Source organism: Shewanella sp. 10N.286.45.A1, assembly GCF_041470405.1.
Lineage (GTDB): Bacteria > Pseudomonadota > Gammaproteobacteria > Enterobacterales > Shewanellaceae > Shewanella.
The window spans coordinates 1-22,675 of sequence record NZ_JBFRMK010000043.1 but is presented as its reverse complement, the minus strand read 5'-3'; the positions used below and the strand labels follow the sequence as shown (position 1 = coordinate 22,675).

Here is a 22,675-nt window from a genome sequence, read left to right as displayed (position 1 = left end):
TAAAGCGTTTGTCACCTGAATCAAATTCCCGAAGGTTTTTAACTCTCCAACACCGCTGCAAGTCCCGTACTATCTAAGCTTTCGTCTAGTTAGTTGGCCTGCTGTGCCGTGTCAGTGGATGCGCATTATAGGCAAATCCTGACAGAGCACAAGGGGCTAAATGATAAAAAATGAAATAAAACGTCTAAGCGACCAATTCTCAAACAATACGCACAAAAAAGGGGCTAGACGCCCCTTTTATCTGTTTAAACCATCCATCAAGTTAGTGCTGTATCACCTAAGCAGACGACTTTTATCTAAGGAGCCCATTGTTGAAAATCAATGACAGCTTCTATATAGAGGTATGAAGCTTCATTTGCTATGAAGCTAATTATCAAGCTAGCATGGCGATTATGGTAAAAATCCTTAATACGACTCTATAGTCACTTATATAGAAGGTGAAGCATGTTATTAGCTCCGATTACTGTCACTGCCAGCCAAAGTAATAGTACCAATCTCTTCGCTTATTCCGTTATTGCCGCTCTATCTGGCTTTGTATTGTTTATTAGCCTGTTTAGTAACGATGTATATGCAACTGAAATCTATACTTGGGTCGATGAGCATGGTGTTACCCATTACAGCCAAGAGCCACCAAAACACAATCAAGTTAAGAAGATTTATAGTGAAGATATTGAGCCAGCAAAAATAGGTACTGTATCCCCTAAAGCAACAGCCAAGGCTAAAAGTGAACCTACGGAATTAGAAAAGTCTGCTATCGCAATCAAAAAATCCGATAAGGCTCAAGCTAAAATTATCTGTGATAATGCTAAACACAGCCTCAATGTACTAACAAGCCATTCAAAGCTGAATAAACAGAGTAAAGAGTCAGGTGAGAGTATTGCTATGACAGAAGAGCAAAGACAAACAGCTATAAAAGAACAAAAACAACGCGTATCTCTATTTTGCTCTAAATGAGCTAAATTGCGTTATGGGAAGATAGTGAGACAGACAAACCCGGTGCCTGTCTCAATGCCACCAACTATTGGTTAGCAGTTAAGTTATACATTGAACGTGCAACGCCATCCTCACAGGCTTTTAATCCGGCTTCCCAACCATCATCAAATTTATCTAAGCCATCAAGTGCCGTATCCTTGACTACTGAGCCGTATAACTCAGTTTGCTGTTGCTTGGTTACATAAGCATCTTTACAACCCCGATAGTAACCATAGTGATAAAGACTCTCAAACTCCTGATTGCCTTCACCAATATAAAGGGCAGATGCAAGCCCTCGTTGATCATCATTGGCACAACCCACTATAACCACAGAAGTTAAAACGATTATTGCTAAATGGAACTTCATATTCACGCCTCCCTGTAAGAAAACCCTGTAACCAACACATTGAAAGTGAACTTATGCGTTGCTGTTATCAATATCATTGAGTATTGACGATAAATTTGAGGATACCAACAAATCGTTAAGTTACAGCTAAATGAAGCAGATCTTTCCTGTTAAGGAAGCAAGAAAGCAAAAATGGCATCCCCTTCACAGAGATGCCATTTGATGAATAACTCATTCACAACACAATTACTGGGTAAAAGTCAGTTGATTGTCTAATACCGAGATATGAATCGTTTTGCCCGGTTGTAGTTGTCCACTTAGTATTTTTTGTGCCAGTGGGTTTTCAACTTCCTGCTGCAATGCCCGCTTTAGTGGTCTCGCACCATATATAGGGTCGTAACCCGCGTCAGCGATAATCGCTAAGGCGTCATCACTAATGATTAACTCATAGTCTTTCTCGGCTAGCCTTTGCTTGAGTCCATCAATTTGAATTGATGCAATATGAGCAATGTTTTCCTTATTTAATGGGTGGAAAACAACAGACTCATCAACACGATTTAAAAATTCGGGTCTAAAATGCTGAGTAACAACTTGCATTACATTCGACTTCATTTCATCGTAGTTTTGCGAGCCAAAGCCAGCTTGAATCGCATCAGAGCCAAGGTTCGACGTCATGATTACCACTGTATTACGAAAATCTACAGTGCGACCTTGGCCATCAGTCAAGCGACCGTCATCAAGTACCTGGAGTAAGATATTGAAAACATCAGGATGTGCTTTTTCTACTTCATCAAGCAAAATAACCGAATAAGGTTTACGCCTTACTGCTTCAGTTAGGTATCCCCCCTCTTCATAGCCAACGTAGCCTGGAGGAGCACCAACTAAACGCGAAACAGAATGTTTTTCCATAAACTCAGACATATCTATTCTGACTAAGGCAGATTCTGTATCAAACAGGAATTTTGCTAAGGACTTACATAACTCTGTTTTACCCACGCCTGTAGGCCCAAGAAATAGAAAGGAACCAATGGGACGATTAGGATCTGCAAGCCCAGCTCGGCTACGACGAATTGCATTCGATACCGAATCGACAGCTTCGTTTTGACCGATGACACGCTCATGCAAAGCATCTTCCATCTGCAGTAATTTCTCACGCTCGCCTTCAAGCATTTTAGATACAGGGATCCCGGTAGCTTTGGACAACACTTCTGCTATTTCAATGTCGGTAACCTTGTTGCGAAGCAAAGTCATATCCTGCATTTCAGCTTGCGCAGCCAAATCTAACTGTTTTTCAAGTTCAGGAATGCGACCATATTGAAGTTCAGACATACGTGTTAAATCACCCGCTCGCCTCGCTACTTCAAGATCCATCCGCGCTTGCTCTAGATCAGCCTTAATATGTTGAGTACCTGCAAGTGCTGCTTTTTCAGTGTGCCAGATCTCGTTAAGCTCACCGGCTTTCGCTTCAACCTCTTTTAATTCAGAGCGCAGCACATCTAAGCGACGTAGGCTAGCTTCATCTTCCTCTTTGCTTACCGCTTGCTCTTCAAGTTTTAACTGAATTGCACGGCGCTCAAGCTTATCAAGAGATTCAGGCTTAGAGTCTATCTGTATTCTGATACTTGAAGCTGCCTCATCAATTAAATCAATGGCTTTATCAGGTAGCTTACGATCTGATATATAACGGTTAGACATACTCGCGGCGGCTACAATGGCAGGATCGGTGATCTCCACATGATGATGCAACTCATAGCGTTCTTTTAGTCCACGCAGAATAGCAATCGTATCTTCTACATTGGGCTCATCCACCAGCACCTTTTGGAAACGTCGCTCAAGCGCAGCATCCTTTTCAATGTACTGACGATATTCATCTAGGGTAGTCGCACCTACACAATGTAAGTCACCACGGGCCAATGCAGGCTTAAGCATATTGCCCGCATCCATGGCACCGTCGCCTTTACCGGCACCAACCATAGTGTGCAACTCATCAATAAAGAGGATAACTTGGCCCTCTTCCTGAGAAAGCTCATTCAGAACTGCTTTTAGACGCTCTTCAAACTCACCACGGTATTTAGCACCTGCGACTAATGCACCCATATCCAAAGATAAGACTCGTTTATTCTTTATTCCTTCAGGCACTTCATTATTAATAATGCGCTGTGCTAGCCCTTCAACAATAGCGGTTTTACCCACTCCGGGTTCACCAATCAATACCGGGTTGTTTTTACTACGACGCTGCAAAACTTGAATGGTGCGACGAATTTCATCATCCCGACCAATCACAGGATCCAACTTGCCCTGTTCGGCACGTTCTGTCAGGTCGACGGTAAACTTTTTCAATGCTTGGCGCTGATCTTCCGCATTAGGGTCATCGACATTCTGACCATTACGGATCTGATCAATTGTATTTTCCAACAGGGCTTTGTCTGCACCTGACTTTTTCAAAGCTTTGGCCAATACATCATTGCCATCCAATGCTGCTAGAACAAAGAGCTCACTAGAGATAAACTTGTCTTTACGCTTTTGTGCAAGCTTATCGCACACATTGAGAAGGCGTATTAATGCTTGAGACAGCTGAACATCTCCGCCAGTGCCTTCAACCTGAGGCAACTGCTCTAACTCTTTACTTAATAAAGAACGCAAGCTACTGACTTGAATTCCAGCTTGGGTCAATAAAGGATGAATAGAACCGCCATCTTGATTAAGCAATGCCATCATCAAATGTACGGGCTCGATAAATTGATGATCTCGACCCAATGCCAATGATTGAGCATCCGAGATAGCAATTTGGAATTTATTGGTCATACGATCTAATCGCATCATTCCTCCGGTAACTCAGTTAGGTTTGTATCAGTGCCACAAATCGTCACCCAGAATTCAATACTCTTTGAGCACTACATTTGGCTTGATACAAACAGAAAATAATAGATTTGCTCTACAAGACCGTAAAGCATGTGATAACTAAAATATGGGGGCTATTTGAACAATTTCAAGTAAGGGGTTGTGCACTGAGCCAAATAAATGAGGCCATTCTGCCGGTGATACCATCACGGCGGTAAGAGAAAAATGATTCAGCGTCAGTCACGGTGCAGCGTTTATCGGCATAGACCTTATTCACACCAAGTTTGCGCAGTCGGATCTTTGCTAGGGCATGAATATCAGCCATATACTTATCACTGCCTTCTTGCAGACATGTTTGCCTGAAACAATTTTCAGCTTCAATATCGTGGCTTATAAACTGCTGCTTTACCTCTTCCCCCACTTCAAAAGCACTGGGACCAATAGCGGGGCCAAGATAAGCGGCAAGCTCTTTTGGAGAATGGCTAAATTTATTAACAGCAACTTCTATAATCCCATCGCATAACCCTCGCCACCCAGCATGTACAGCTGCGACTTCAGTGCCATCAACATCACACAATAAAACCGGAAGACAATCTGCGGTCATCACCACACAGACCTGGCTATGGCTATGGCTATTGCAATAACTACCGTCAGCATAATGAGTTTGGCTATTATCGGCGTTAACCACCTCAATACTATGAGTTTGTTCAAGCCAAGCAGGACTTACAGGAAGATTTAATTGATGCTCAATAATCTGTCGGTTGCGATTAACATGAGCTAAGTCATCACCAACATGCGCACCGAGATTTAAACTATCGTAAGGCGGTAAACTGCTGCCACCTTGACGAGTCGAAAAAGCAAGGTTTACTCCCTTAGGAATAAACCATGCTAACTTCTCATCGACAACATCAACCATTAAATAACGGCAGGATTATCGAGGGTATCTTGACGCAGTGCTTTGGTCAGCTTAACCATGTCTTCAGGAACTGGTGCTTGCCAGCTCATAATTTCACAAGTGAAAGGATGCGCTAACTCAAGGCGTATTGCGTGCAATGCTTGACGCTTGAAGCCCATATAGGTTTCAAAAAAGTCAGGCGCGGCACCTTTAGGTGGACGCGGGCGACCAGCATAAACAGGATCACCGACCAATACATGACCGATGTAAGCCATATGCACACGAATTTGGTGTGTACGACCAGACTCTAGGCGAAGACGTAAACGGGTATGAGCTCGGAACTTCTCTGCCACACGGTAATGGGTCATAGCAGGCTTACCATTATGAACAACAGCCATATGGGTACGCTTAGTTGGATGACGATCGATAGGTTCATCGACAGTGCCGCCCGCAATAATACCGCCTTGAACAATCGCTTCATACTCACGAGTGATCTCACGAGCTTGCAGTGCTGTGACTAAGTGCGTCTGTGCTTCTACCGTTTTTGCCACAACCATCAAACCGGTCGTATCTTTATCTAAACGATGGACAATACCTGCGCGAGGTACCAATTCGATACCTGGACAATGATGCAGCAATGCATTCATCAAGGTGCCATCTTGGTTACCCGCACCTGGATGCACAACGAGCCCGGCTTGTTTATTAATAACCAATATATGGTCATCTTCATAAACAATATCTAGATCGATAGCTTCAGCTTTGGCCGATGTTTCTTCTTCCAGTGTTGCTAAGACAATGATCTCCTGACCTTCTAAAACTTTGGTTCTAGGTTTGTCAGAAACATCACCGTCAATGCTAACTGCACCGGACAGAATCCACTCTTTAATGCGTGTTCGCGAGTAATCAGGGAACAAATCAGCCAAAGTCTGGTCTAATCTTTGCCCTGTTTGTATTGATGTTATCTCGCTTTTTAGTTTAATCTCTTGAGTCATATGAACCGTACCCACGTTTCGGGGTCCAAAAATGTTTACTATCTGTTACAATCGGATTGTTTCTATTTTATCGTGAAATGGAAAAATTCTTAACTATAACTTTAAAAGAATCGAATTCAAGTATGCATAAAATTGCTAAAAGTGTTGCTGTAGTCCTAATATCGCTTGCTGTTACGGCCTGTAGTAGTAAACAGGGCGAAGACCCTGCAATGATCAAAAGTTCGCCTGAAGTGCTTTATTCTCAAGCAAGAACCTCTATGGAGCTGGGAAATTACAGCAAAGCAGTTCGTTCTTTAGAAGCTTTGGATTCCCGTTTCCCGTTTGGACCACATAAAACACAAGTCCAACTTGATTTAATATTTGCTTACTACAAGCTTGATGATCCAGCTTCTGGTATTGCTAACATCGACCGTTTCATTCGATTAAACCCAACACATAAAGACATAGATTACGTTTACTATATGCGCGGTCTAGTCAATATGCAGTCTGATCGTTACCTTTTCCACGATATGTTAAACATCGATAGATCTGATCGTGATCCTAAAGCGGCTCAAGATGCATTTAAAGATTTCGATAGACTGGTTAAGGCTTATCCAAACAGTAAGTATGCAGCAGATGCTCAAAAACGCATGCAACACTTAAAAAATAGACTGGCACTTTACTCGATCAAGGTAGCTGAATACTACATAAAAATGAATGCATGGAGTGCAGCGGCTATTCGAGCACAGCTTGTTATGGAAGGTTTTCCAGGTACACCATCAACAGAAAGAGCCTTGGAGATTATGTCTGAGGCTTATGGTGAGCTAGGACAAGATAAGCTTAAAGAGCATACACTTATGGTGATGCAAGCTAACTTCCCAGATAACAAATTGGTTGCTCAGCGCTAATTATTAACGCTGTTTTGTCACTCGTTATGATATATAAAGGCCTCTTTTGAGGCCTTTATTTTTTTATCGAAACATTTACAAATGTTGGTAAACAAAACCGCCATATAGATATTTTGTCGCTTCAGCACCTAATATCATCACCTTATCACCAGCATTCAACACGCCAGAGTTAATCAGTTTAGCTAAACTGACCCATATCGCCGCCGAACCTAAGTTGCCTAAAGATTTTGCGTCATTAATAATCCGGCTAGATTCAATAGACAACGCATCGCCAAGCAATCGATCAATATGGCCATTCGCTTGATGTGGCAATATAAAACGAAAGTCATCAAGATGATGCCCTCGCGATTGCAAAGCCGCTAAACCGAGTTCAAATAATTGACTGCCCTGCTGCCTTACCGCCTGAGTATTATGATGAAACCTTGCCATCTGCTTATTAGCGACATCGTTCGAACCTGAGTCAAGGTAGAAACCAGCCTCTTTACCCACACCTATATGGCCCAAATAGATATCAGAAATAGTGCCAATCGAACCCGCTAATTGCTCTGCAGGTGCAAGCACCACGGCTGCTGCGCCATCTCCCATCTGCACGTAGTTCACCAGCTGCTCGGTATCAATAAACTGATTATCCATATCAAAATAGACAGAACCGGTCTCACAGCCAACAATAGCCACGGGTTGTTGGTTCACAGCGCAAAAGCTAGAGGCTATCTGCAACCCGTTAGCAAAGCCAGTGCACGCTTGGCGTAACTCTAAATAAGGGCCATGGTATGACAATTTATCCGCTACCCAGGCTGCATTGGGAGGAACTTGAGTATGTGGTGTGCAAGTATGAGAGAGTAAATAGTCGAGCTCGCTTATTTCAACATCTGCAGCTAGCAGCGCACCATTGAGAGCTTGAACACTCAACTCTATACTGGTTGGTGAAGGTCTACTTGTTGCGACATTAAGATCACGACACAAATGCCTTCCCTCTATTCCCATTCGCCGTGCAATCGCTTTGGCTTTTCTTGCGGTCAACAAACCGCACTGCTGCTTTAGCTTCTCTAACAAATATTCATTATCAATATTGTCGTGAGGTAGGGCGTGATCAATCCCCTTCAATGAGAGCGAATGTTTAGCAAATTTTACCGCCATTTAGCCTCCAGCTTTCTTGTTACGCCATCTAAGCACACACCCATAGACTCAAATGCTCCCCCTTGAGTCAGCAATAGCTGCATCAAGTTACCTACCACTTGCTCATGTTGTTCAGCAAACTGGTTTGCATCAGCACCAAGCGCCATTGCATGTTTGCGGCTAACGTAAACATGTTTAGCTTCATCTTTTTTGATTAGCCCACACAACTGTGAAAATGGATGTTCCCTGCCTAAATGGCACTGTTCAAATGACTGCATAATATGGGTGACACAGGTATCTAAGATGGCAATTCTGACAAAGTGTTCGCTGTAATTTTCGACTCGCCCTAAGCTGGCATAAAAACGCTTGGCCTTTCGTTGTACTTGGATAAAACTTGTCAATTCCGTCAATTGACTTGCAACTTGTTGCAAGGCTATGTCGTGCCGATATTCATCCGCTTCGACTCCATGCAAACAGCTTAGAATGAGTTTATGTTCCGAGCCAGCTAAGCGCGCTATCTCGCTATTAAATACTAACTGCGCCGATTGCTCACCGCACAGTAATAAGGGCAGCAATCTTTCCATCGCGTCAGTCTGTTGATCAGAAAAACGGATTGGAGAGACTGTTGCCGCTTGCAACCAACTTTCGATTCGTTGGCCGTTGGCATGATCAGCCAACCCAATTGAGTGTTTGCGTCTTAATGGAAAACATCGAGGTAAATTTCGCTCAAGCATTTGACCTCCTTAGCACCCAACGCTGGTAAAGAACTGGTAACATCAACACATCAAAGCCCCAGGCGAAAAGCACGACCAAACAGGACAACAAACTCAGTTGTGCTATAGGAGCAAAGTCAGACAACAAGCCAATGGAAAAACCAAGAGCTATCGTCAGCGTGGTAAAACTGATCACCGGTAGTACCTTACTTAACCCCTGCCACATAAGCGCTATGCTGTCTTTTGAAGGTTCGCTCGGCAGTTTCAACATCAAGTGTAATGTATCGTCAACAATCACCCCCAACATCATACCGAGCACAACGGCCGCGCCTAAGCTAATAAAGCCGCCGTTAAGCTGCCACAGCGCAAATACCCACAGTAAAGGTAGGAAGTTAAGTAACAGCCCCATAAAACCAAACAGTAACGAACGCTTTAAAATACTGAGTAGAACGGCTAACGCAATCAAAGCCACGCCAAATGAAGACAGCATATTATTGGCGTTATCAATGCTTAGGTGAGCAAACAGTAAATTGCTACCAAGCGGCGGACTAACGGTAACCTGCGAAGCATTCTGCTCCAGCCAATAATTAACTTTCTTCTCGAATGCCACCAACTCCATAGCCGTCATCGGTTTTAAATACAGCGTTACTAGAGCAGCACTCTTGTTTGCGGACAGTTCACTCTGTAAATGCAGCTCGGTCACTGAGTTATTAGCCAGCAATTGATGAAACTGACTTTGCCCAATCCCGGTACTTCTTATCCAATCACCTAAGTGCTGCACTTTATTCACTTCAGCCTGAGCTTTTAAAAAGCGAGCAAACTTATAAATAAAGCTCAGTTCAACCTTATCAACCTGTTCACCTGAAACACTTGCAACAACATAATGTTGCAAGTTAATGCCAGCAAAATACTGGCGCATTTTTTGACTGGAAACGGTAAAAGGGTTGTCTTCATTAAAGTAGCTTAATGGGTCGTCATTTAAGGTCAATTTAGAGACACTAAATGTGGCAATAATGCTGATAAGCACAATCCCCAACATAACCGCATTGGGTCTTTTTACATTATATTTAGCTAAGCCTATGACAGTGGTAAATAAACGGATTGGTTGAGACTTTGCAACTGAGAACTTGGCAAAATAAATAAGCGTAGTAAGGCTCAGTAAATAGTTACAGAACACAGCAAAAGCCACCAGCAATCCAAAGCTTTGAATTGGAGGTGACGGACTAAAAGTTAATAAACAGAAACCAAATATGGTGGTGACCGTTGAGTAGAAAAGTGGTGCTTGATTAACACCAACGGTTTCAGTTAACGCTTGTTCATTCGACAAGCCATTATTCACTGCCCTACGCCAACCAAAATACAGGTGCGATGCATAGGCAAGCGCTAACGTCACAATGATCACCGGCACAAAAGCGCTAATTGCAGCCAAGGTGAGCTTCAACCATGCTGCAACGCCGACCGTCAAAACAAGTGCGATTAAGCTATTAAGGCACAGCGCTGCTATCCACACTGTCTGCCTAATAAATAGAGCCGCCATAACAAAAATGACCAGTAATAAAGAGGGAGCAAACCAAGTAAGGTCATGGCGCAATACTTTGGCATATTGCCAATTTAAGGCATGAGTGCCATTGAGGTAACTTTCAACCTTCAATGGTTGCCAGAACTGTTGTGATTGAAGCTTGATGTTATCTAACGTATCGATGAGCCATAAGCTGCGTGTTTTAAATTGCGACGCCTTAGACTCATCTAACTGAAACTGGAGCAATATTGCATGGCCGTCATTCGACAAAACAGAATCGAGGCGAGGATGCTTTTTATAGGACAAGATTTTATTGGCTTGGGCGCTACCTTGCACAAATTGATTATAACCCTGCACACTGATGATATCTGACTGTTTATCAATTTGAGAGACAAAGGCTAACAAGGACTGGTTAAGCTCTCCGTCACGCCAGTCCTGTTTGCTCTCAAGCAATAACCACAGCTGATCATGACGCTCGAAGTTATCACCCATGTTATTAAAAGCGATAAAGCGTGAGTCCTCAGGAGAGAAATAATCACTAAAATCGACATCGAGGTTCAACCTATGTAGTCCTAACAATGAAAGCAGCAGCAGAAAAGCAATAACTACGAATAGCACTACTGGATAACGTTGAATTTTCCAAACTGTCTGACTATGCAACTAGCTTCACCCTCACTGATATTTTAGTTATAAAACACTAGACCGTGTAACTCACGATTATATTCACAGTTTTATAACAAATAGTAGTTCAATGGCTAAAGCTATAGAACTGACAAACAAATTGCTCAGTTGTGCAGCTAAACGCTGCATTATTCAACGCACAGCTAAAAAATAGTGATATTTAGCAGAAATTGGTTGACTCAAATCGGTAAAAGCCTTTTAATAGCGCCCGTTGCCCGAATAGCTCAGTCGGTAGAGCAGAGGATTGAAAATCCTCGTGTCCCTGGTTCGATTCCGGGTTCGGGCACCAATATTTAGTTTAGGTGTTGCAACATCTAAACATTAAGCTGAGGCAATCTAAGACCTTAAGCTTACAAAAAACCTCGCCTAGCGAGGTTTTTTTGTATCTGGGATTTAAAATCCTACAGCCTCCACTCTTTAGCTAAATTGCATCAACAAAAAAGCCAGTCTGGTTAAGACTGGCTTTTAAACTATTTGCAGACGCTATAAGCTTATAGCGCGCTATAGCTCACGCTGAAAAATAGCTCTCTGCCTGGGCTGTTGTAATTAGTCACCGACACAATGTCTTCATCGAAAACATTATTAGCTTTTAAGCGTAGTTGCCAACTATCAGAGACTTGATAACCAACACCTAAATCTAACTGATGATAAGCATCTAGATACTGCTTATATCCAGCATAGCGTTTACCTTGATAATGATAATTAGCCAGTAGTTCAAAGTCATTCCAACGGTAGCTTAGCGAGTAATTCACTTCATTTTCGCTGCGGCCGGTTAACTTTTCTTCAGTCGCTTTATCTTCAGTATCTAGGTAGGTATAAGCCAATTGATGTTCTAAACCAAATAAGGAAAATTTAGTAAAGAATTCCGCACCTAAGATCTTTGCATCATCGATATTGCTAGGTTTAGAGATATCCCAGCCATTACCATCAACTTCACCCGTTTTTTCCCAGCCAATCAAGTTTTTAATATCGTTTCTAAATAGACTAATATAAGCCTGCACATCGTTGTGTTGATAATTCAGCGTAACATCATAGTTTTCAGATGTTTCAGATAGAAGAGCGGGGTTGCCTAAGTTTGGATAATACAGGTCGTTGAATGTTGGTGCTTTAAATGCTGTTCCTGTAGTTACAGCTAGACGCCACTGCTCATCAAACTGATAGGCAAGCCCTAAGTTATAGGTTGTTTCACTGTCGACATTCTTAACGTCATCATAGCGAACGGCAATTTCAGCAAGCAATTTATCCCACTGCTTTTCTGCAAGTAAATAAACGCCGACCAAATCTCTATCAGTTTGGGCATAATCTCCAATTATAGCTTCATTCGACCAATCAATGCCACCGCTAAGGTTTAGGTCGTTACCAACTAAATACTGATTACTCCAGTTAACTTGCTTACGCTTAGTTTCAAATTCACTCACATTTACAGCTACGCTACCGCCGCGGAAATAGTCGTTATAATCACGAGACTGGCTTATAGTCAACTTACTGTTAAAATGCTCAGTACTGTATTGAGTACCTAAAGTCCAAAGGTAATTAGCGAATTCAAACTCATCGTTGCCACCAGAACCATAGATGTCATCGTATTGAGTATTCCCCTTATCGTACTGACCATTCCAAAGTGCCTGCCATTGTTCATTTAACGATTGTGAACCTTTAACAGATAGCGATGTACGATCATAACCGTCAGCATCATTTTCTGCTTCAGCGCCATTGTAGACATCGTAGCCATTTGAACGATCATGGTTGATAGCTAGCGTACTGCTGCCTTGTCCATGCTCCAGACCAATACCAGCAGAACCACGAACATAATCATTGCTACCGTATTCAGCGCCAACATACCATTCATCTGATTTTAGCTGGCGAGTAAATATTTGAATCACACCACCAATAGCATCACTACCCCATACCGATGCTCTAGGGCCTTTTAGCACTTCTATTCGCTCAATATTCTCAGGAGAGATAGTACTTAAGTTTGCAGTACCCAATGTTGCAGAACCGATTTTCACACCATCGACAATGATTAAAGCATGGTCACTACTGGTTCCGCGGATACTTACAGAAGAAGCTTGCGCAGCACCGCCATTACGAGTGACGCTTACACCAGGCAGATTTTCTAACACGTCGGCAATTGACTTCGGATTAAGCCGTTCAATCTCGCTGCGTTCAATAGTATTAATAACGGTAAGCTGTTGTTCAGTGCTTCTATCAAAACGGGTACCGGTTACGGTGATGGTTTCGATAGTCACGTCTTGATTGGATTCTGCTGCCACTGTTGGCAATACAGTTAAGCTGAATACGCCGCTGATAAGCAACGCAATTTTAGATGGTTTAGTACCCATTTACCCTTGACTCCTAAAGGAAAACGGAGCAAATGTGTCACGGCACAGTAAAATAAATAGCGCATAGTGCCTTCGCTACATTTACCGGTTGCCGCACTTCGAGATCTGCCCGCCGAAATCATCGAAATCACTTTACGGGCCGGTCTCCGGACTTAGGCTCTATATTGATGAAGTCATCAATATGCGACAACAAGCTTTAAAGCGCTTGTGTCTCACCATTCACCGTTGCGGGGGCAGTGTCAGAATTTAACTGACTTCCCGATTATCCTCAGCCAACAAGCAAGTTGAAAGCAGAGGCACCAATAAAGTTGACTAGTTAGTTATTTTTTATCGTTGTTACGCTGCGGTATGTTGAGGTTACCGCTTTGTGCGCGCATTATAGACGTCTATATGGTTAAAAGTCTAACTAATCAAAGAGCAGATTTGTTCTAGCTTAGATTGTAATGACTAGACTTATCGCTATAAACAGAAAGAATGAGATAAAACCTAGCAGCTAATCCTTTAGGGTCTGTTGATCTTTAGAGCTTAGTTTTTGTTCGATTCTTTACCGTAAGGAATAATGCTTCTAGTACAAGGCTTGAGCGATGACGCTCTACCAGCTAAGTGAAGGGCACATCACGCATTCTAGTCATAATAGAATAGAAGCAATGAAACGGATCCAAAGGACAGCATTCCTTGGCCATTTTTTCTGCGTTAAAGGCTCTTGTGGAGAGTGACTACACGACATAGCCTCTGCCTTGCCAAAATGGCCAATAAATTACTCCAAAAACAACCATGAAAGAGCAGCAGACCCTAGTCTTGTTTCGCAATATGGGCAGGAAAAACCAGTATAAAAGCCTTTTTAGCAGCGCTATGCCAATTGCTGCTGAAGATTTAGCTAGCACCCATATTACTCAAAAAAAACCAGTATCAGACCACTGATGTTTTAATTTAAATTAAACGGGCTGGCCGCAGACATAAACTCACGATAGTTTTTCTTTTCAACCAGAGTGCTGATGGTATTAAATTCATTACTTCGCAAAGACTTATGGATAAGATACAAATCCTTCTCTCCGCTAATAGCAGTATAAAAACCAATCTCACTTAGGCGCTGAGGCTCTTTATAAAAATTGATTTCAAGTCCATTTAGATGGGTGTTTGGCATTCGGGTACAACCAATGATGGCACTAGCAGTTTGATGACCATTAATAAATTCATTATCAACGCGTTCATATATCACCTCACCACTGCAGTTATCTCGATAGGTAGCAACCATAGTATCAAGGAAATCATCCGGTTTAATATTAACTGCCATTCCCTCAAAACCTTGAATGCATACCATTGAAGACCAATTATTTAGGCCTTCAACTTGAGGTAAAAACTCAGCAGAAAACATCCCATCTTCTCGTTGTGTGTAGGCTAGTTTCCAGTCATTGGGAAGGAAAAAACTTAATTTCTGGCTAAAAATAGACAGTTGCATAGGCGACTTATCAATCGAGCTCTCTGTCGTTTCTGATGCATACGCCCCCATTGAAAAATGACAGCATAAAAGTACTGAACAGATTACCCAGCGTGACGGCTGACTTGCTTTCATACCTTTACAATCCTTGTTTAGGGTATTTATGTTTAACAGATTGTATCGTTACAGCAGCAAAAGGCATAGATAAAAAATCCCTCCTAAGGATACAGCCAGCTTTTAGCGAACCAATAGTGAATCTATTCAACCGCATACTTGAAACGCCACCACTCATTATCATTTAATTAACATAAGGGCTTGCACATTATGATTACATTTGTAATCATAATTAAAAATTACAACTGTAATCAATAGTTATCATCAGTGAAATAATAGCTATTGACGAGATAATCATCATGAAAGAGATAAGTAATGCTGAGCTCAATGTACTCAATGTGCTTTGGCAAAAATCGCCAATAAGTGCCAGCGAAGTTGTAGCCCAGTTAAGTAAGAATACTGACTGGCACGAGAAAACAGTTAAAACGCTGCTTAATAGACTTGTTAAAAAGCAAGCTATCGGTTTTGAAAAGCAGGGTCGTAGTTACTTATATCATCCACTCATTGCTCAAAGTGATTATCAACTGAAAGAGAGTGAATCTTTTATCGAAAGACTCTTCTCTGGTCGGGTTGCTCCTTTAGTTGCAGGCTTTGCTCGCGAAAACAAGCTAAGCGCAAAAGATGTTGAAGAGTTACAACAACTGATTGATACCTGGCAAGAGGAAAATAAGTCATGAGCCTTTGGTTACTGCAGCAAACTCTGTTATTAAGCCTTATTTGCAGCATACTATTACTTGGCCATAGCAGATTACAGAAACACTTTGGTGCACACAAAACCTATACTTTGTGGATGTTATTACCGCTACTTTTGTTGAGCTCTATATTAGTCAACTATGTTCCTACGCAACTATTTCCCGTGCAATCTAATCAGATTGCTTATTACAGTGTTCAGGCTGGCAAAGCCATAAAGCAAAGTGAATCATCTTGGTACAGCCAAGCACTAACCGTCATCTGGCTTATAGGTTTAAGCACAATGTCACTGGCATTGTGGTTGCAAGGCGCTTACCTACGCACATTGCTACAGACAGCTAAAAAGGTAGAAGGTTTAGCTTCCTACCTAGCAACATACAGCCATGAAAAGGTTCACTCTCCTATGCTCGTTGGGGTTATTCACCCCAAGATTATTCTACCTACTGGGTTTGTAAATCTAAGTCCCTTACAGCAGCGTGCCATTATTGAGCACGAACAATACCATCACCAAAGATTAGATCTGAGTTGTAATCTTTTAGCCTACGGGATCTTAGCTGTATTTTGGTTTAACCCTTTGTTTTGGATAGCATATAGACGTTTTAGGAATGATCAGGAGTTAGCCTGTGATGCTAAGGTAACTGCCACTCTCGATACTGCAGAGAAAATAGTTTACAGCAAACTGTTACTCGCATACTCACAACAAGCTAGTCACGGCTTGTTACACACACACTATGGAAACAAACACATACTCAAGGAGCGTATAATGCAAATGAGAACTCATCAACAAGGCCAAAGTGGCTTAGCCGTTATTGGGCTGACTGTGGCACTGGGCTTAAGCAGCCTTTTACTTAACCAGCAAGTGTTAGCTGGAGACGATAAAAATCCTGAAATCCATCCAGTTATCAGAATTGAACCCGCCTATCCTGCTGCGGCAGTAGAAGCCAATCAAAATGGATTTGTAGTAATGCAATTTGATATCGCTCCCACAGGCGAAGTGAACAATGTTGAAGTGATCAAGTCATCGCCAACTGCAGTATTTGATGCATCAGCCATTAAAGCCTTAAAGCAGTGGCGTTATAGCGAATCTAAAACTGGCGCAAAAGGCTCGTTAGTACAGCTTGATTTTGTTGTTGAAGCACCAGTGAGTGACATTGAAAAAGTTAAAGTGACCTCAAAATAAGTAGACCAACCTGTCAGTAGTTATAGCAAATAGGAAAGAGCTGTAGATATTGAACAGGCAGACTTTACGATACGAGATAAACACCAGGAATGCTGCGTTTATCAACAAAGAGCCTAGATGCTCTTTTTGTCGTTACAAAAAGCCATAAAAAAACCCGGTGCAACACCAGGTTTTAATTTAACAAAAAACTTACCACTAACCGTTATCGACGCTTAAGTATACTCACGTTCAATACGCTCAGCATTTTCTCTGTGTCATCCCAACCGATACATGCATCGGTAACGCTCTGGCCATAACATAGCGATTGTCCTTCAACAGGATCCTGACGACCTTCAACTAAGTTACTCTCAACCATAACGCCAAATATCGATGTTTCACCAGCACTCAATTGGCCCGCAACATCATCGGCAACAGACATCTGTAGTGCAAACTGTTTGCGGCTATTAGCATGGCTAAAATCAATCATAATGTTATTCGCAAGCCCGGCTTTATCAAGTTGCTGGTTGATCTCTGCCACGTGTGCTGCACTGTAATTAGGCTCTTTACCACCACGTAAGATGATATGGCAATCAGGATTACCTTTGGTTTCAACAATCGCTGAATGGCCAAATTTAGTCACCGATAGGAAATGGTGTGGCGCACTGGCTGCACCAATGGCATCAATGGCCACTTTGATGGTGCCATCAGTACCATTTTTAAAGCCTACAGGGCTTGAAAGGCCAGAAGCTAGCTCTCTATGTACCTGCGACTCAGTAGTACGTGCGCCAATGGCTCCCCAGCACATTAAGTCAGCAACATATTGCGGCGTGATCATATCTAGAAACTCACCAGCCGTAGGTAAGCCCATATCATTAAGATCTAGCAACAGCTTGCGAGCAGTGCGTAAACCATCATTGAGCTTAAAGCTGTTGTCCATATACGGATCGTTAATCAAGCCCTTCCAACCAACCGTAGTACGTGGCTTTTCAAAGTAGACTCGCATAACGATCTCTAATTGATCTTTGTACTTTTTACGCAGCTCAACAAGACGTTTACCGTACTCAACAGCTGCAATAGGGTCATGGATAGAGCAAGGGCCGATAACCACTAAAAGGCGATCATCTTTTTTTGCTAAGATATTATGAATGCTTTCACGCGCATTAAATACGGTCGCTGATGCGTTCTCTGTTGCCGGAAATCGCTCCAAAATGGCAATTGGAGGTAACAACTCTTTAATCTTATTAATTCGAACATCATCATTTTGGTAATACATGGTAATACTGCGCTCCGTCTAGCGTGTGAATTCTTATCTCTCGATTGCGATACTGCGTTCAATTTATCCAGTATCTCCTCACATTGCAATCAAGTAATTAAAAATCACATAAAATAAATTTAACTGCATATTTCTAAACAATAATTTAAAAAAACTTTCACTGTATTTATTCTATATAGAGCCAATTAATTCCCACTAAACATCCTATAATGCTTTCAACAAACTAATAACGTGCTCAAATACCGTCATGCACAAGTATATTAAATGTTATCAGTAGTTATGAGCGCGGCAGCCCTTCCTGCTGTAAAAATCAACGAAAGCACTGTTATGGTGATTATGTTATTGGAGGGCGACAGAAGTTATCCTATAAAAGATAAGCATGAGCTATCACTCACATCAATAAAAATCGACGCCACTAGCAGGCAGCTAATGACTTCTCATTGCTTGCAGCTTTGATTGATAGCGATGCTTGTTGTTTGAGTCATTGGTTAATGATAATGCTTTCTCCATATTGACTTCAGCTTTGCGTTCATCGCCCGTAGCCCAATATGTTCTAGAAAGACCAAAATAGAATTCATGGCGGTAATCGGCCTTATCAATCGCTTTTTTATACCAGTTTAACGCTAGCTTATATTCTTTATCGAAGTATGCCTGCTGCGCCATGCTGTAGTAATAATAAGGATTATGGATCCGAGCGAGCTCCATGACTTTGTGTACATCAGCCCACTCATCAAGCCTATTTTGCTCTCCAAGTATAATGGCATAGTTATAGAGCGCATTCATATCATCGGGATCAATGGTTAACGCTAATTTATACAAAGCCTCAGCCTCTTCAACGAGCCCTTTATATCGATATAACACAGCTAGCGTATTAATCGCTGGCAAGAATTGATTATCCTGCTGCAAACTGAGTTTTAACAAACCATACGCTTTATCATATTGCCCCTTAACCAAAGCTTCGGCAGCAACATTATTGTAATACATTGAGGCCACCATCGACTGACTTACCCGCCGCTTGTCATAGCCTTGCATCGCTCGCTCTGGTAAAAAATCGATTTGAATTGCGCCAGTGGAAAAGTTAATGCTATTACGCTGCTCTTGCGGCAATAGCTTAAGGTTAATGTGACCATTTACAAGATAGAAGCCTCCTTGTTTATCCCAAACAGGTGGAACATCAATCTCTTGGAATTGAACAGTTACATCTAGCTCATCGGCTATTGCGGCGGTTAATAACACTAGGGATAAACAGTTACCTTCTCTGTCATTAAAGGTTTCACTGGCAGAGCGGGTTAAGTTATCGGCATAACGAAACCCACCATCTTGAGCGTCAATATAATTTGCCAACCACTGATGAACCATGGTGCTGCTAATAGCAGACAGTTTGGAGCGATTAAAGTCCCTACGAACGCTTTCAAGGTCGTCATCTGATAAATAAAATAGTCTGTCAGCAACAGGAAGGTCTACTACCGCCTTAAAGTGTTCATCATGGTAATAGCTTTCAAGCGCATACTGTTTGCTTGGTTCCGAGGTCGAACTACACGCTTGTAGTAACAGAAGTAGAAAAGATAACAAGGTTATAGAAACACTCTTCATAACGCTCTCAACACAATAAACCTTACCTATAAGCATAGTAGGTATGGCTTACTCTCTTTGCTAAAAACGTTACAAATCGTAAATCAGAAGTATTAACTCATTAGTCAATAAATCAAAGTCTATCACTGCGGTGTTGACGGAGACGGCTTATCTATCTCTATATAAAGTTGTTTATCTTGGTAACGATAAGGCCGATAAAATTGAGCACCACAGGTAAAGTGGCGATAGGGAACCGTAATAGGCAAACAACCTATGGGCAGTGCCTGTAGGATCTGGATTTGACGTTGAAACCTAAGTGCTTGTTGCCAATCATGCTCTAAAAGTACTTGGTCACGAACAGCAAAAGCATCAAATGGTTCACTGGATTTACGCACCACCACTTGACCAGATACTGCGCTAAAGCTACTAAAGCATAACAATAATAAACCGGTATTTATGATTTTTTTCATTAATCCATCACCAAGTAATACCTAAGATAACGTTAACTCCATCCTATACTTAACACTCGTGCAAATCCATTGGCCTTATGTCATTCCCCCCTTTTTATCACCTGTAACAAACTGGTTCTCGGCACTTCGAGTAAACATTTCCCATAAAAAAGCAGAGCCGAAGCTCTGCTGTTTTCATGTGGTAAAGCTCTAACTACCACTTTTAACCGATACAAACTCTGGGTAAGCGTCAATTCCACAATCTGATGCATCCATACCGTTATACTCTTCCTCTTCAGTAACACGGATCCCCATGGTTGCTTTAAGACCAAGCCAAACAACAGTAGAAGCGATAAACACCCAGCCAAATATCACTGCTGCGCCATAAAGCTGAGTGATAAAAGAGGCGTCCGCATTAGATATAGGTACTAACATTAAGCCTAGTAGTCCTGCGACACCATGCACCGAAATAGCCCCAACAGGGTCGTCAATCTGTACTCGGTCAAACGCCACAATAGAAAACACCACCACACCGCCAGCCACAATGCCTATTACGCCCGCCATGGCTAATGATGGCGATAGTGGGTCAGCCGTTATCGCCACAAGGCCCGCCAAAGCACCATTTAAGATCATGGTCAAATCTGCTTTCCCCCAGATGAGTCGACAAACAATTAGCGCAGAGAGAGCACCAAACGCCGCAGCTGAGTTGGTGTTAACAAAAATCTTTGCCACCGCACTCGCATTTTCAGCATCAGATACCAATAACTGCGAGCCACCATTGAAACCAAACCAGCCCATCCATAAGATAAACATGCCTAAGGTAGCCATAGGTAAGTTTGAGCCGGGTATAGGGTTTACCTGCCCATTTGCACCATATTTACCTTTTCGAGCCCCAAGTAACAATACCCCAGAAATAGCGGCTGCAGCACCAGCCATATGCACGATGCCACTTCCTGCAAAATCAACAAAGCCCGCTTCTGATAAGAAGCCACCGCCCCATGTCCAGTACCCTTCAACAGGGTAAATAACCGCTGTCATAAACACTGAAAATGCTAAGAATGCCCATAGTTTCATGCGCTCAGCAACCGCACCAGATACGATTGACATAGCCGTTGCCACAAATACTACCTGGAAGAAAAAGTCAGATTCAAGCGCATGGTCTGCCCCGTCCGCTTGTGAACCAATTAATGAACCAAATGAAGGTAGCCATCCACCCTCGCTGTTATCTACATACATAATGTTGTAACCCACAATGAGATACATTACACATGCAATTGAATATAAGCAGACGTTCTTAGTTAGGATTTCAGTGGTGTTTTTTGAGCGAACAAGTCCCGCTTCTAACATGGCAAAACCTGCCGCCATCCACATCACTAGCGCACCGGAGATCAAAAAATAAAAAGTATCCAGAGCAAAACGTAGCTCTGTTACGGTTAACCCAAGTTTCGTTAAATCGTCCATTTCCCCTACCCCTTTAAAGTGCTTCGTTATCGAGTTCGCCAGTTCTTATTCTGGTTGCTTGCTCTAAGTTGGTAACAAAAATTTTGCCATCACCAATCTTGCCTGTTCGAGCCGCTCCGGTAATCGCTTCCACTAGCATCTCGACATTTTCTGCTTTAGTTGCTATTTCAAGTTTTACTTTCGGCAAAAAATCAACTTGATACTCAGCACCTCGATAAAGCTCGGTATGACCTTTTTGACGACCAAAACCTTTAACTTCAGTAACGGTCATCCCCTCAATACCAACATTGGCGATAGCTTCTCTTACATCATCTAACTTAAACGGCTTAATAATGGCACTGACCAATTTCATGGCTATCTCCCTGAAGACTGTTTTTAATTCTGATAAAGACAATTCAAGCATTAGGCCAAAATTACAAAATGATTAAAAACAAACAGATAGACAAATAAGGTCATAAACTAGGGAATATAAATGCACCATTGAAGTGCATTTATGCAGCGGCTGCACTGCCATAAGGCAAAGTCATTACGGCTTAGACTTATCGCCTATTGGCTACAACACTGATTTGAGTTGTACTAGTGCAAATAATCCACAAGTACCAAGGACCTTGAATGTTGAAACCTGAAGATTGCGTATTAGTTGTTGTGGACGTGCAAGGGCAACTTGCCCGAGTGATGCATCAGAGTGAAGCGCTACACCAAAAACTGACGATTTTGATTAAAGGGGTACAGCTATTCGACATACCTATTTTATGGCTAGAGCAACTACCGGATAAACTTGGTGCAACAACAGACGTGTTAGCCACCGAGTTGATACAAACCACTGAGCCAATTGCAAAGCAGCACTTTAGTGGCTGGCAATGCCCTAAATTCAGAGCAAAGCTATCAGCGATGGGACAAAAACATATATTGGTAGCAGGTATAGAAACTCATGTTTGTGTCTACCAGACCTGTATGGATCTTCTCGATAATGCTTACCCTACACACTTAATTGTCGATGCCATGTCTTCGAGAACACCGGAGAATAAACAGTTAGGGATAGAGATGATGCAGGAACATGGTGCGTTAAAAACAAATGTTGAGTCATTACTATTCGAACTGCAACATGAGGCGATAGGCGAGCGCTTTAAAGCATTACTGACATTGATTAAATAACGACTCTAACATAAAGAGTTAAGCATAAAAAAAGCCCTCATAATGAGGTAATGCCGATCATTT

The 22,675-nt window shown here is 42.1% G+C and carries 19 protein-coding genes, 1 tRNA gene and 1 riboswitch; of the genes, 6 read left to right on the top strand and 14 right to left on the bottom strand.

Going from position 1 to position 22,675, the window contains the following annotated elements; genetic code table 11:
- Positions 1-444 precede the first annotated feature (444 nt).
- The gene (locus AB4238_RS03880) at positions 445-954 is read left to right on the top strand and encodes a DUF4124 domain-containing protein (RefSeq protein WP_372031475.1); all 510 of its coding nucleotides are present in this window, start codon (positions 445-447) and stop codon (positions 952-954) included.
- 64 nt (positions 955-1,018) lie between these two features.
- Here AB4238_RS03880 and AB4238_RS03875 read toward each other — a convergent pair whose 3' ends face one another.
- The 4 genes from AB4238_RS03875 to rluD form a co-directional block, all read right to left on the bottom strand.
- Positions 1,019-1,339 (bottom strand): hypothetical protein, encoded by a 321-nt coding sequence (locus tag AB4238_RS03875; RefSeq protein WP_372031472.1) that lies wholly within the window; start codon positions 1,337-1,339, stop codon positions 1,019-1,021.
- A 225-nt stretch (positions 1,340-1,564) separates the two neighbouring features.
- Entirely contained in the window at positions 1,565-4,138 is a 2,574-nt protein-coding gene (clpB, locus tag AB4238_RS03870; protein WP_372031478.1) for an ATP-dependent chaperone ClpB, read from the bottom strand.
- Between the two features lie 169 nt (positions 4,139-4,307).
- Positions 4,308-5,075, bottom strand: a complete 768-nt coding sequence (pgeF, locus tag AB4238_RS03865; protein ID WP_372031470.1) for a peptidoglycan editing factor PgeF — start codon at positions 5,073-5,075, stop codon at positions 4,308-4,310.
- On the bottom strand, positions 5,075-6,046 hold the full coding sequence (gene rluD / locus AB4238_RS03860) for a 23S rRNA pseudouridine(1911/1915/1917) synthase RluD (RefSeq protein WP_372031467.1): 972 nt from the start codon (positions 6,044-6,046) through the stop codon (positions 5,075-5,077). Before rluD ends, pgeF begins: the two co-directional genes overlap by 1 nt.
- A 122-nt stretch (positions 6,047-6,168) precedes the next feature.
- On the opposite strand from rluD, the gene AB4238_RS03855 reads away from it, so the two are divergent.
- Positions 6,169-6,933, top strand: coding sequence for an outer membrane protein assembly factor BamD (locus AB4238_RS03855; protein ID WP_371994392.1), 765 nt, complete (start codon positions 6,169-6,171; stop codon positions 6,931-6,933).
- Between the two features lie 75 nt (positions 6,934-7,008).
- On the opposite strand, the gene AB4238_RS03850 is transcribed toward AB4238_RS03855, so the two are convergent.
- Genes AB4238_RS03850 through AB4238_RS03840 form a run of 3 tightly spaced genes read right to left on the bottom strand, consistent with a single transcriptional unit; the run spans position 7,009 to position 10,941 of the window.
- A complete protein-coding gene (locus tag AB4238_RS03850; RefSeq protein WP_372031466.1) occupies positions 7,009-8,070 on the bottom strand; it encodes a 3-oxoacyl-ACP synthase III family protein in 1,062 nt (353 codons plus the stop codon).
- Entirely contained in the window at positions 8,061-8,783 is a 723-nt protein-coding gene (locus AB4238_RS03845) for a hypothetical protein (RefSeq protein WP_372031464.1), read from the bottom strand. Before AB4238_RS03845 ends, AB4238_RS03850 begins: the two co-directional genes overlap by 10 nt.
- Positions 8,776-10,941, bottom strand: a complete 2,166-nt coding sequence (locus AB4238_RS03840) for an RND family transporter (protein ID WP_372031462.1) — start codon at positions 10,939-10,941, stop codon at positions 8,776-8,778. Before AB4238_RS03840 ends, AB4238_RS03845 begins: the two co-directional genes overlap by 8 nt.
- Positions 10,942-11,175: 234 nt before the next feature.
- Here AB4238_RS03840 and AB4238_RS03835 point away from each other — a divergent pair.
- A tRNA-Phe gene (locus AB4238_RS03835) sits at positions 11,176-11,251 on the top strand.
- A 202-nt stretch (positions 11,252-11,453) separates the two neighbouring features.
- Here AB4238_RS03835 and AB4238_RS03830 read toward each other — a convergent pair.
- Positions 11,454-13,301 (bottom strand): TonB-dependent receptor domain-containing protein, encoded by a 1,848-nt coding sequence (locus AB4238_RS03830; RefSeq protein ID WP_372031459.1) that lies wholly within the window; start codon positions 13,299-13,301, stop codon positions 11,454-11,456.
- Positions 13,302-13,420: 119 nt separating this feature from the next.
- Positions 13,421-13,620: riboswitch (cobalamin riboswitch) on the bottom strand.
- A gap of 606 nt (positions 13,621-14,226) precedes the next feature.
- A complete protein-coding gene (locus AB4238_RS03825) occupies positions 14,227-14,874 on the bottom strand; it encodes a hypothetical protein (protein WP_372031457.1) in 648 nt (215 codons plus the stop codon).
- Positions 14,875-15,152: 278 nt separating this feature from the next.
- Here AB4238_RS03825 and AB4238_RS03820 point away from each other — a divergent pair, with 278 nt between their 5' ends.
- Both AB4238_RS03820 and AB4238_RS03815 read left to right on the top strand, forming a co-directional pair.
- Positions 15,153-15,530, top strand: a complete 378-nt coding sequence (locus tag AB4238_RS03820; RefSeq protein ID WP_372031455.1) for a BlaI/MecI/CopY family transcriptional regulator — start codon at positions 15,153-15,155, stop codon at positions 15,528-15,530.
- On the top strand, positions 15,527-16,723 hold the full coding sequence (locus AB4238_RS03815) for a TonB family protein (RefSeq protein WP_372031452.1): 1,197 nt from the start codon (positions 15,527-15,529) through the stop codon (positions 16,721-16,723). The genes AB4238_RS03820 and AB4238_RS03815 overlap by 4 nt, the downstream gene beginning before the upstream one ends.
- 202 nt (positions 16,724-16,925) lie before the next feature.
- Here the strand turns inward: AB4238_RS03815 and aroG are convergent, their stop codons facing one another.
- The 5 genes from aroG to AB4238_RS03790 form a co-directional block, all read right to left on the bottom strand.
- Complete coding sequence (gene aroG, locus AB4238_RS03810) at positions 16,926-17,975, bottom strand: 3-deoxy-7-phosphoheptulonate synthase AroG (RefSeq protein ID WP_372031449.1); 1,050 nt, start codon at positions 17,973-17,975, stop codon at positions 16,926-16,928.
- Between the two features lie 426 nt (positions 17,976-18,401).
- Entirely contained in the window at positions 18,402-19,568 is a 1,167-nt protein-coding gene (locus AB4238_RS03805; protein WP_372031446.1) for a tetratricopeptide repeat protein, read from the bottom strand.
- 122 nt (positions 19,569-19,690) lie between these two features.
- Positions 19,691-20,017 carry a hypothetical protein gene (locus AB4238_RS03800; RefSeq protein ID WP_372031444.1) on the bottom strand — a complete coding sequence of 109 codons (327 nt, stop codon included), beginning with the start codon at positions 20,015-20,017 and terminating at the stop codon, positions 19,691-19,693.
- Between the two features lie 189 nt (positions 20,018-20,206).
- On the bottom strand, positions 20,207-21,457 hold the full coding sequence (locus AB4238_RS03795) for an ammonium transporter (protein WP_372031441.1): 1,251 nt from the start codon (positions 21,455-21,457) through the stop codon (positions 20,207-20,209).
- A 13-nt stretch (positions 21,458-21,470) separates the two neighbouring features.
- Positions 21,471-21,809, bottom strand: a complete 339-nt coding sequence (locus AB4238_RS03790) for a P-II family nitrogen regulator (RefSeq protein WP_248973143.1) — start codon at positions 21,807-21,809, stop codon at positions 21,471-21,473.
- Positions 21,810-22,069: 260 nt separating this feature from the next.
- On the opposite strand from AB4238_RS03790, the gene AB4238_RS03785 reads away from it, so the two are divergent.
- A complete protein-coding gene (locus tag AB4238_RS03785; protein WP_220737080.1) occupies positions 22,070-22,612 on the top strand; it encodes an isochorismatase family protein in 543 nt (180 codons plus the stop codon).
- Positions 22,613-22,675 lie beyond the last annotated feature (63 nt).

Excerpts from the sequence above, each read along its gene's own strand:
- pgeF (WP_372031470.1), bottom strand. The coding sequence starts at position 5,075 with ATGGTTGATGTTGTCGATGAGAAGTTAGCATGGTTTATTCCTAAGGGA.
- AB4238_RS03820 (WP_372031455.1), top strand. The coding sequence starts at position 15,153 with ATGAAAGAGATAAGTAATGCTGAGCTCAATGTACTCAATGTGCTTTGG.
- AB4238_RS03800 (WP_372031444.1), bottom strand. The coding sequence starts at position 20,017 with ATGAAAAAAATCATAAATACCGGTTTATTATTGTTATGCTTTAGTAGC.
- clpB (WP_372031478.1), bottom strand. The coding sequence starts at position 4,138 with ATGCGATTAGATCGTATGACCAATAAATTCCAAATTGCTATCTCGGAT.
- AB4238_RS03825 (WP_372031457.1), bottom strand. The coding sequence starts at position 14,874 with ATGAAAGCAAGTCAGCCGTCACGCTGGGTAATCTGTTCAGTACTTTTA.
- AB4238_RS03830 (WP_372031459.1), bottom strand. The coding sequence starts at position 13,301 with ATGGGTACTAAACCATCTAAAATTGCGTTGCTTATCAGCGGCGTATTC.
- AB4238_RS03795 (WP_372031441.1), bottom strand. The coding sequence starts at position 21,457 with ATGGACGATTTAACGAAACTTGGGTTAACCGTAACAGAGCTACGTTTT.
- AB4238_RS03850 (WP_372031466.1), bottom strand. The coding sequence starts at position 8,070 with ATGGCGGTAAAATTTGCTAAACATTCGCTCTCATTGAAGGGGATTGAT.
- AB4238_RS03875 (WP_372031472.1), bottom strand. The coding sequence starts at position 1,339 with ATGAAGTTCCATTTAGCAATAATCGTTTTAACTTCTGTGGTTATAGTG.
- AB4238_RS03880 (WP_372031475.1), top strand. The coding sequence starts at position 445 with ATGTTATTAGCTCCGATTACTGTCACTGCCAGCCAAAGTAATAGTACC.
- AB4238_RS03805 (WP_372031446.1), bottom strand. The coding sequence starts at position 19,568 with ATGAAGAGTGTTTCTATAACCTTGTTATCTTTTCTACTTCTGTTACTA.
- AB4238_RS03845 (WP_372031464.1), bottom strand. The coding sequence starts at position 8,783 with ATGCTTGAGCGAAATTTACCTCGATGTTTTCCATTAAGACGCAAACAC.
- AB4238_RS03785 (WP_220737080.1), top strand. The coding sequence starts at position 22,070 with ATGTTGAAACCTGAAGATTGCGTATTAGTTGTTGTGGACGTGCAAGGG.
- AB4238_RS03790 (WP_248973143.1), bottom strand. The coding sequence starts at position 21,809 with ATGAAATTGGTCAGTGCCATTATTAAGCCGTTTAAGTTAGATGATGTA.
- AB4238_RS03855 (WP_371994392.1), top strand. The coding sequence starts at position 6,169 with ATGCATAAAATTGCTAAAAGTGTTGCTGTAGTCCTAATATCGCTTGCT.
- AB4238_RS03815 (WP_372031452.1), top strand. The coding sequence starts at position 15,527 with ATGAGCCTTTGGTTACTGCAGCAAACTCTGTTATTAAGCCTTATTTGC.
- aroG (WP_372031449.1), bottom strand. The coding sequence starts at position 17,975 with ATGTATTACCAAAATGATGATGTTCGAATTAATAAGATTAAAGAGTTG.
- rluD (WP_372031467.1), bottom strand. The coding sequence starts at position 6,046 with ATGACTCAAGAGATTAAACTAAAAAGCGAGATAACATCAATACAAACA.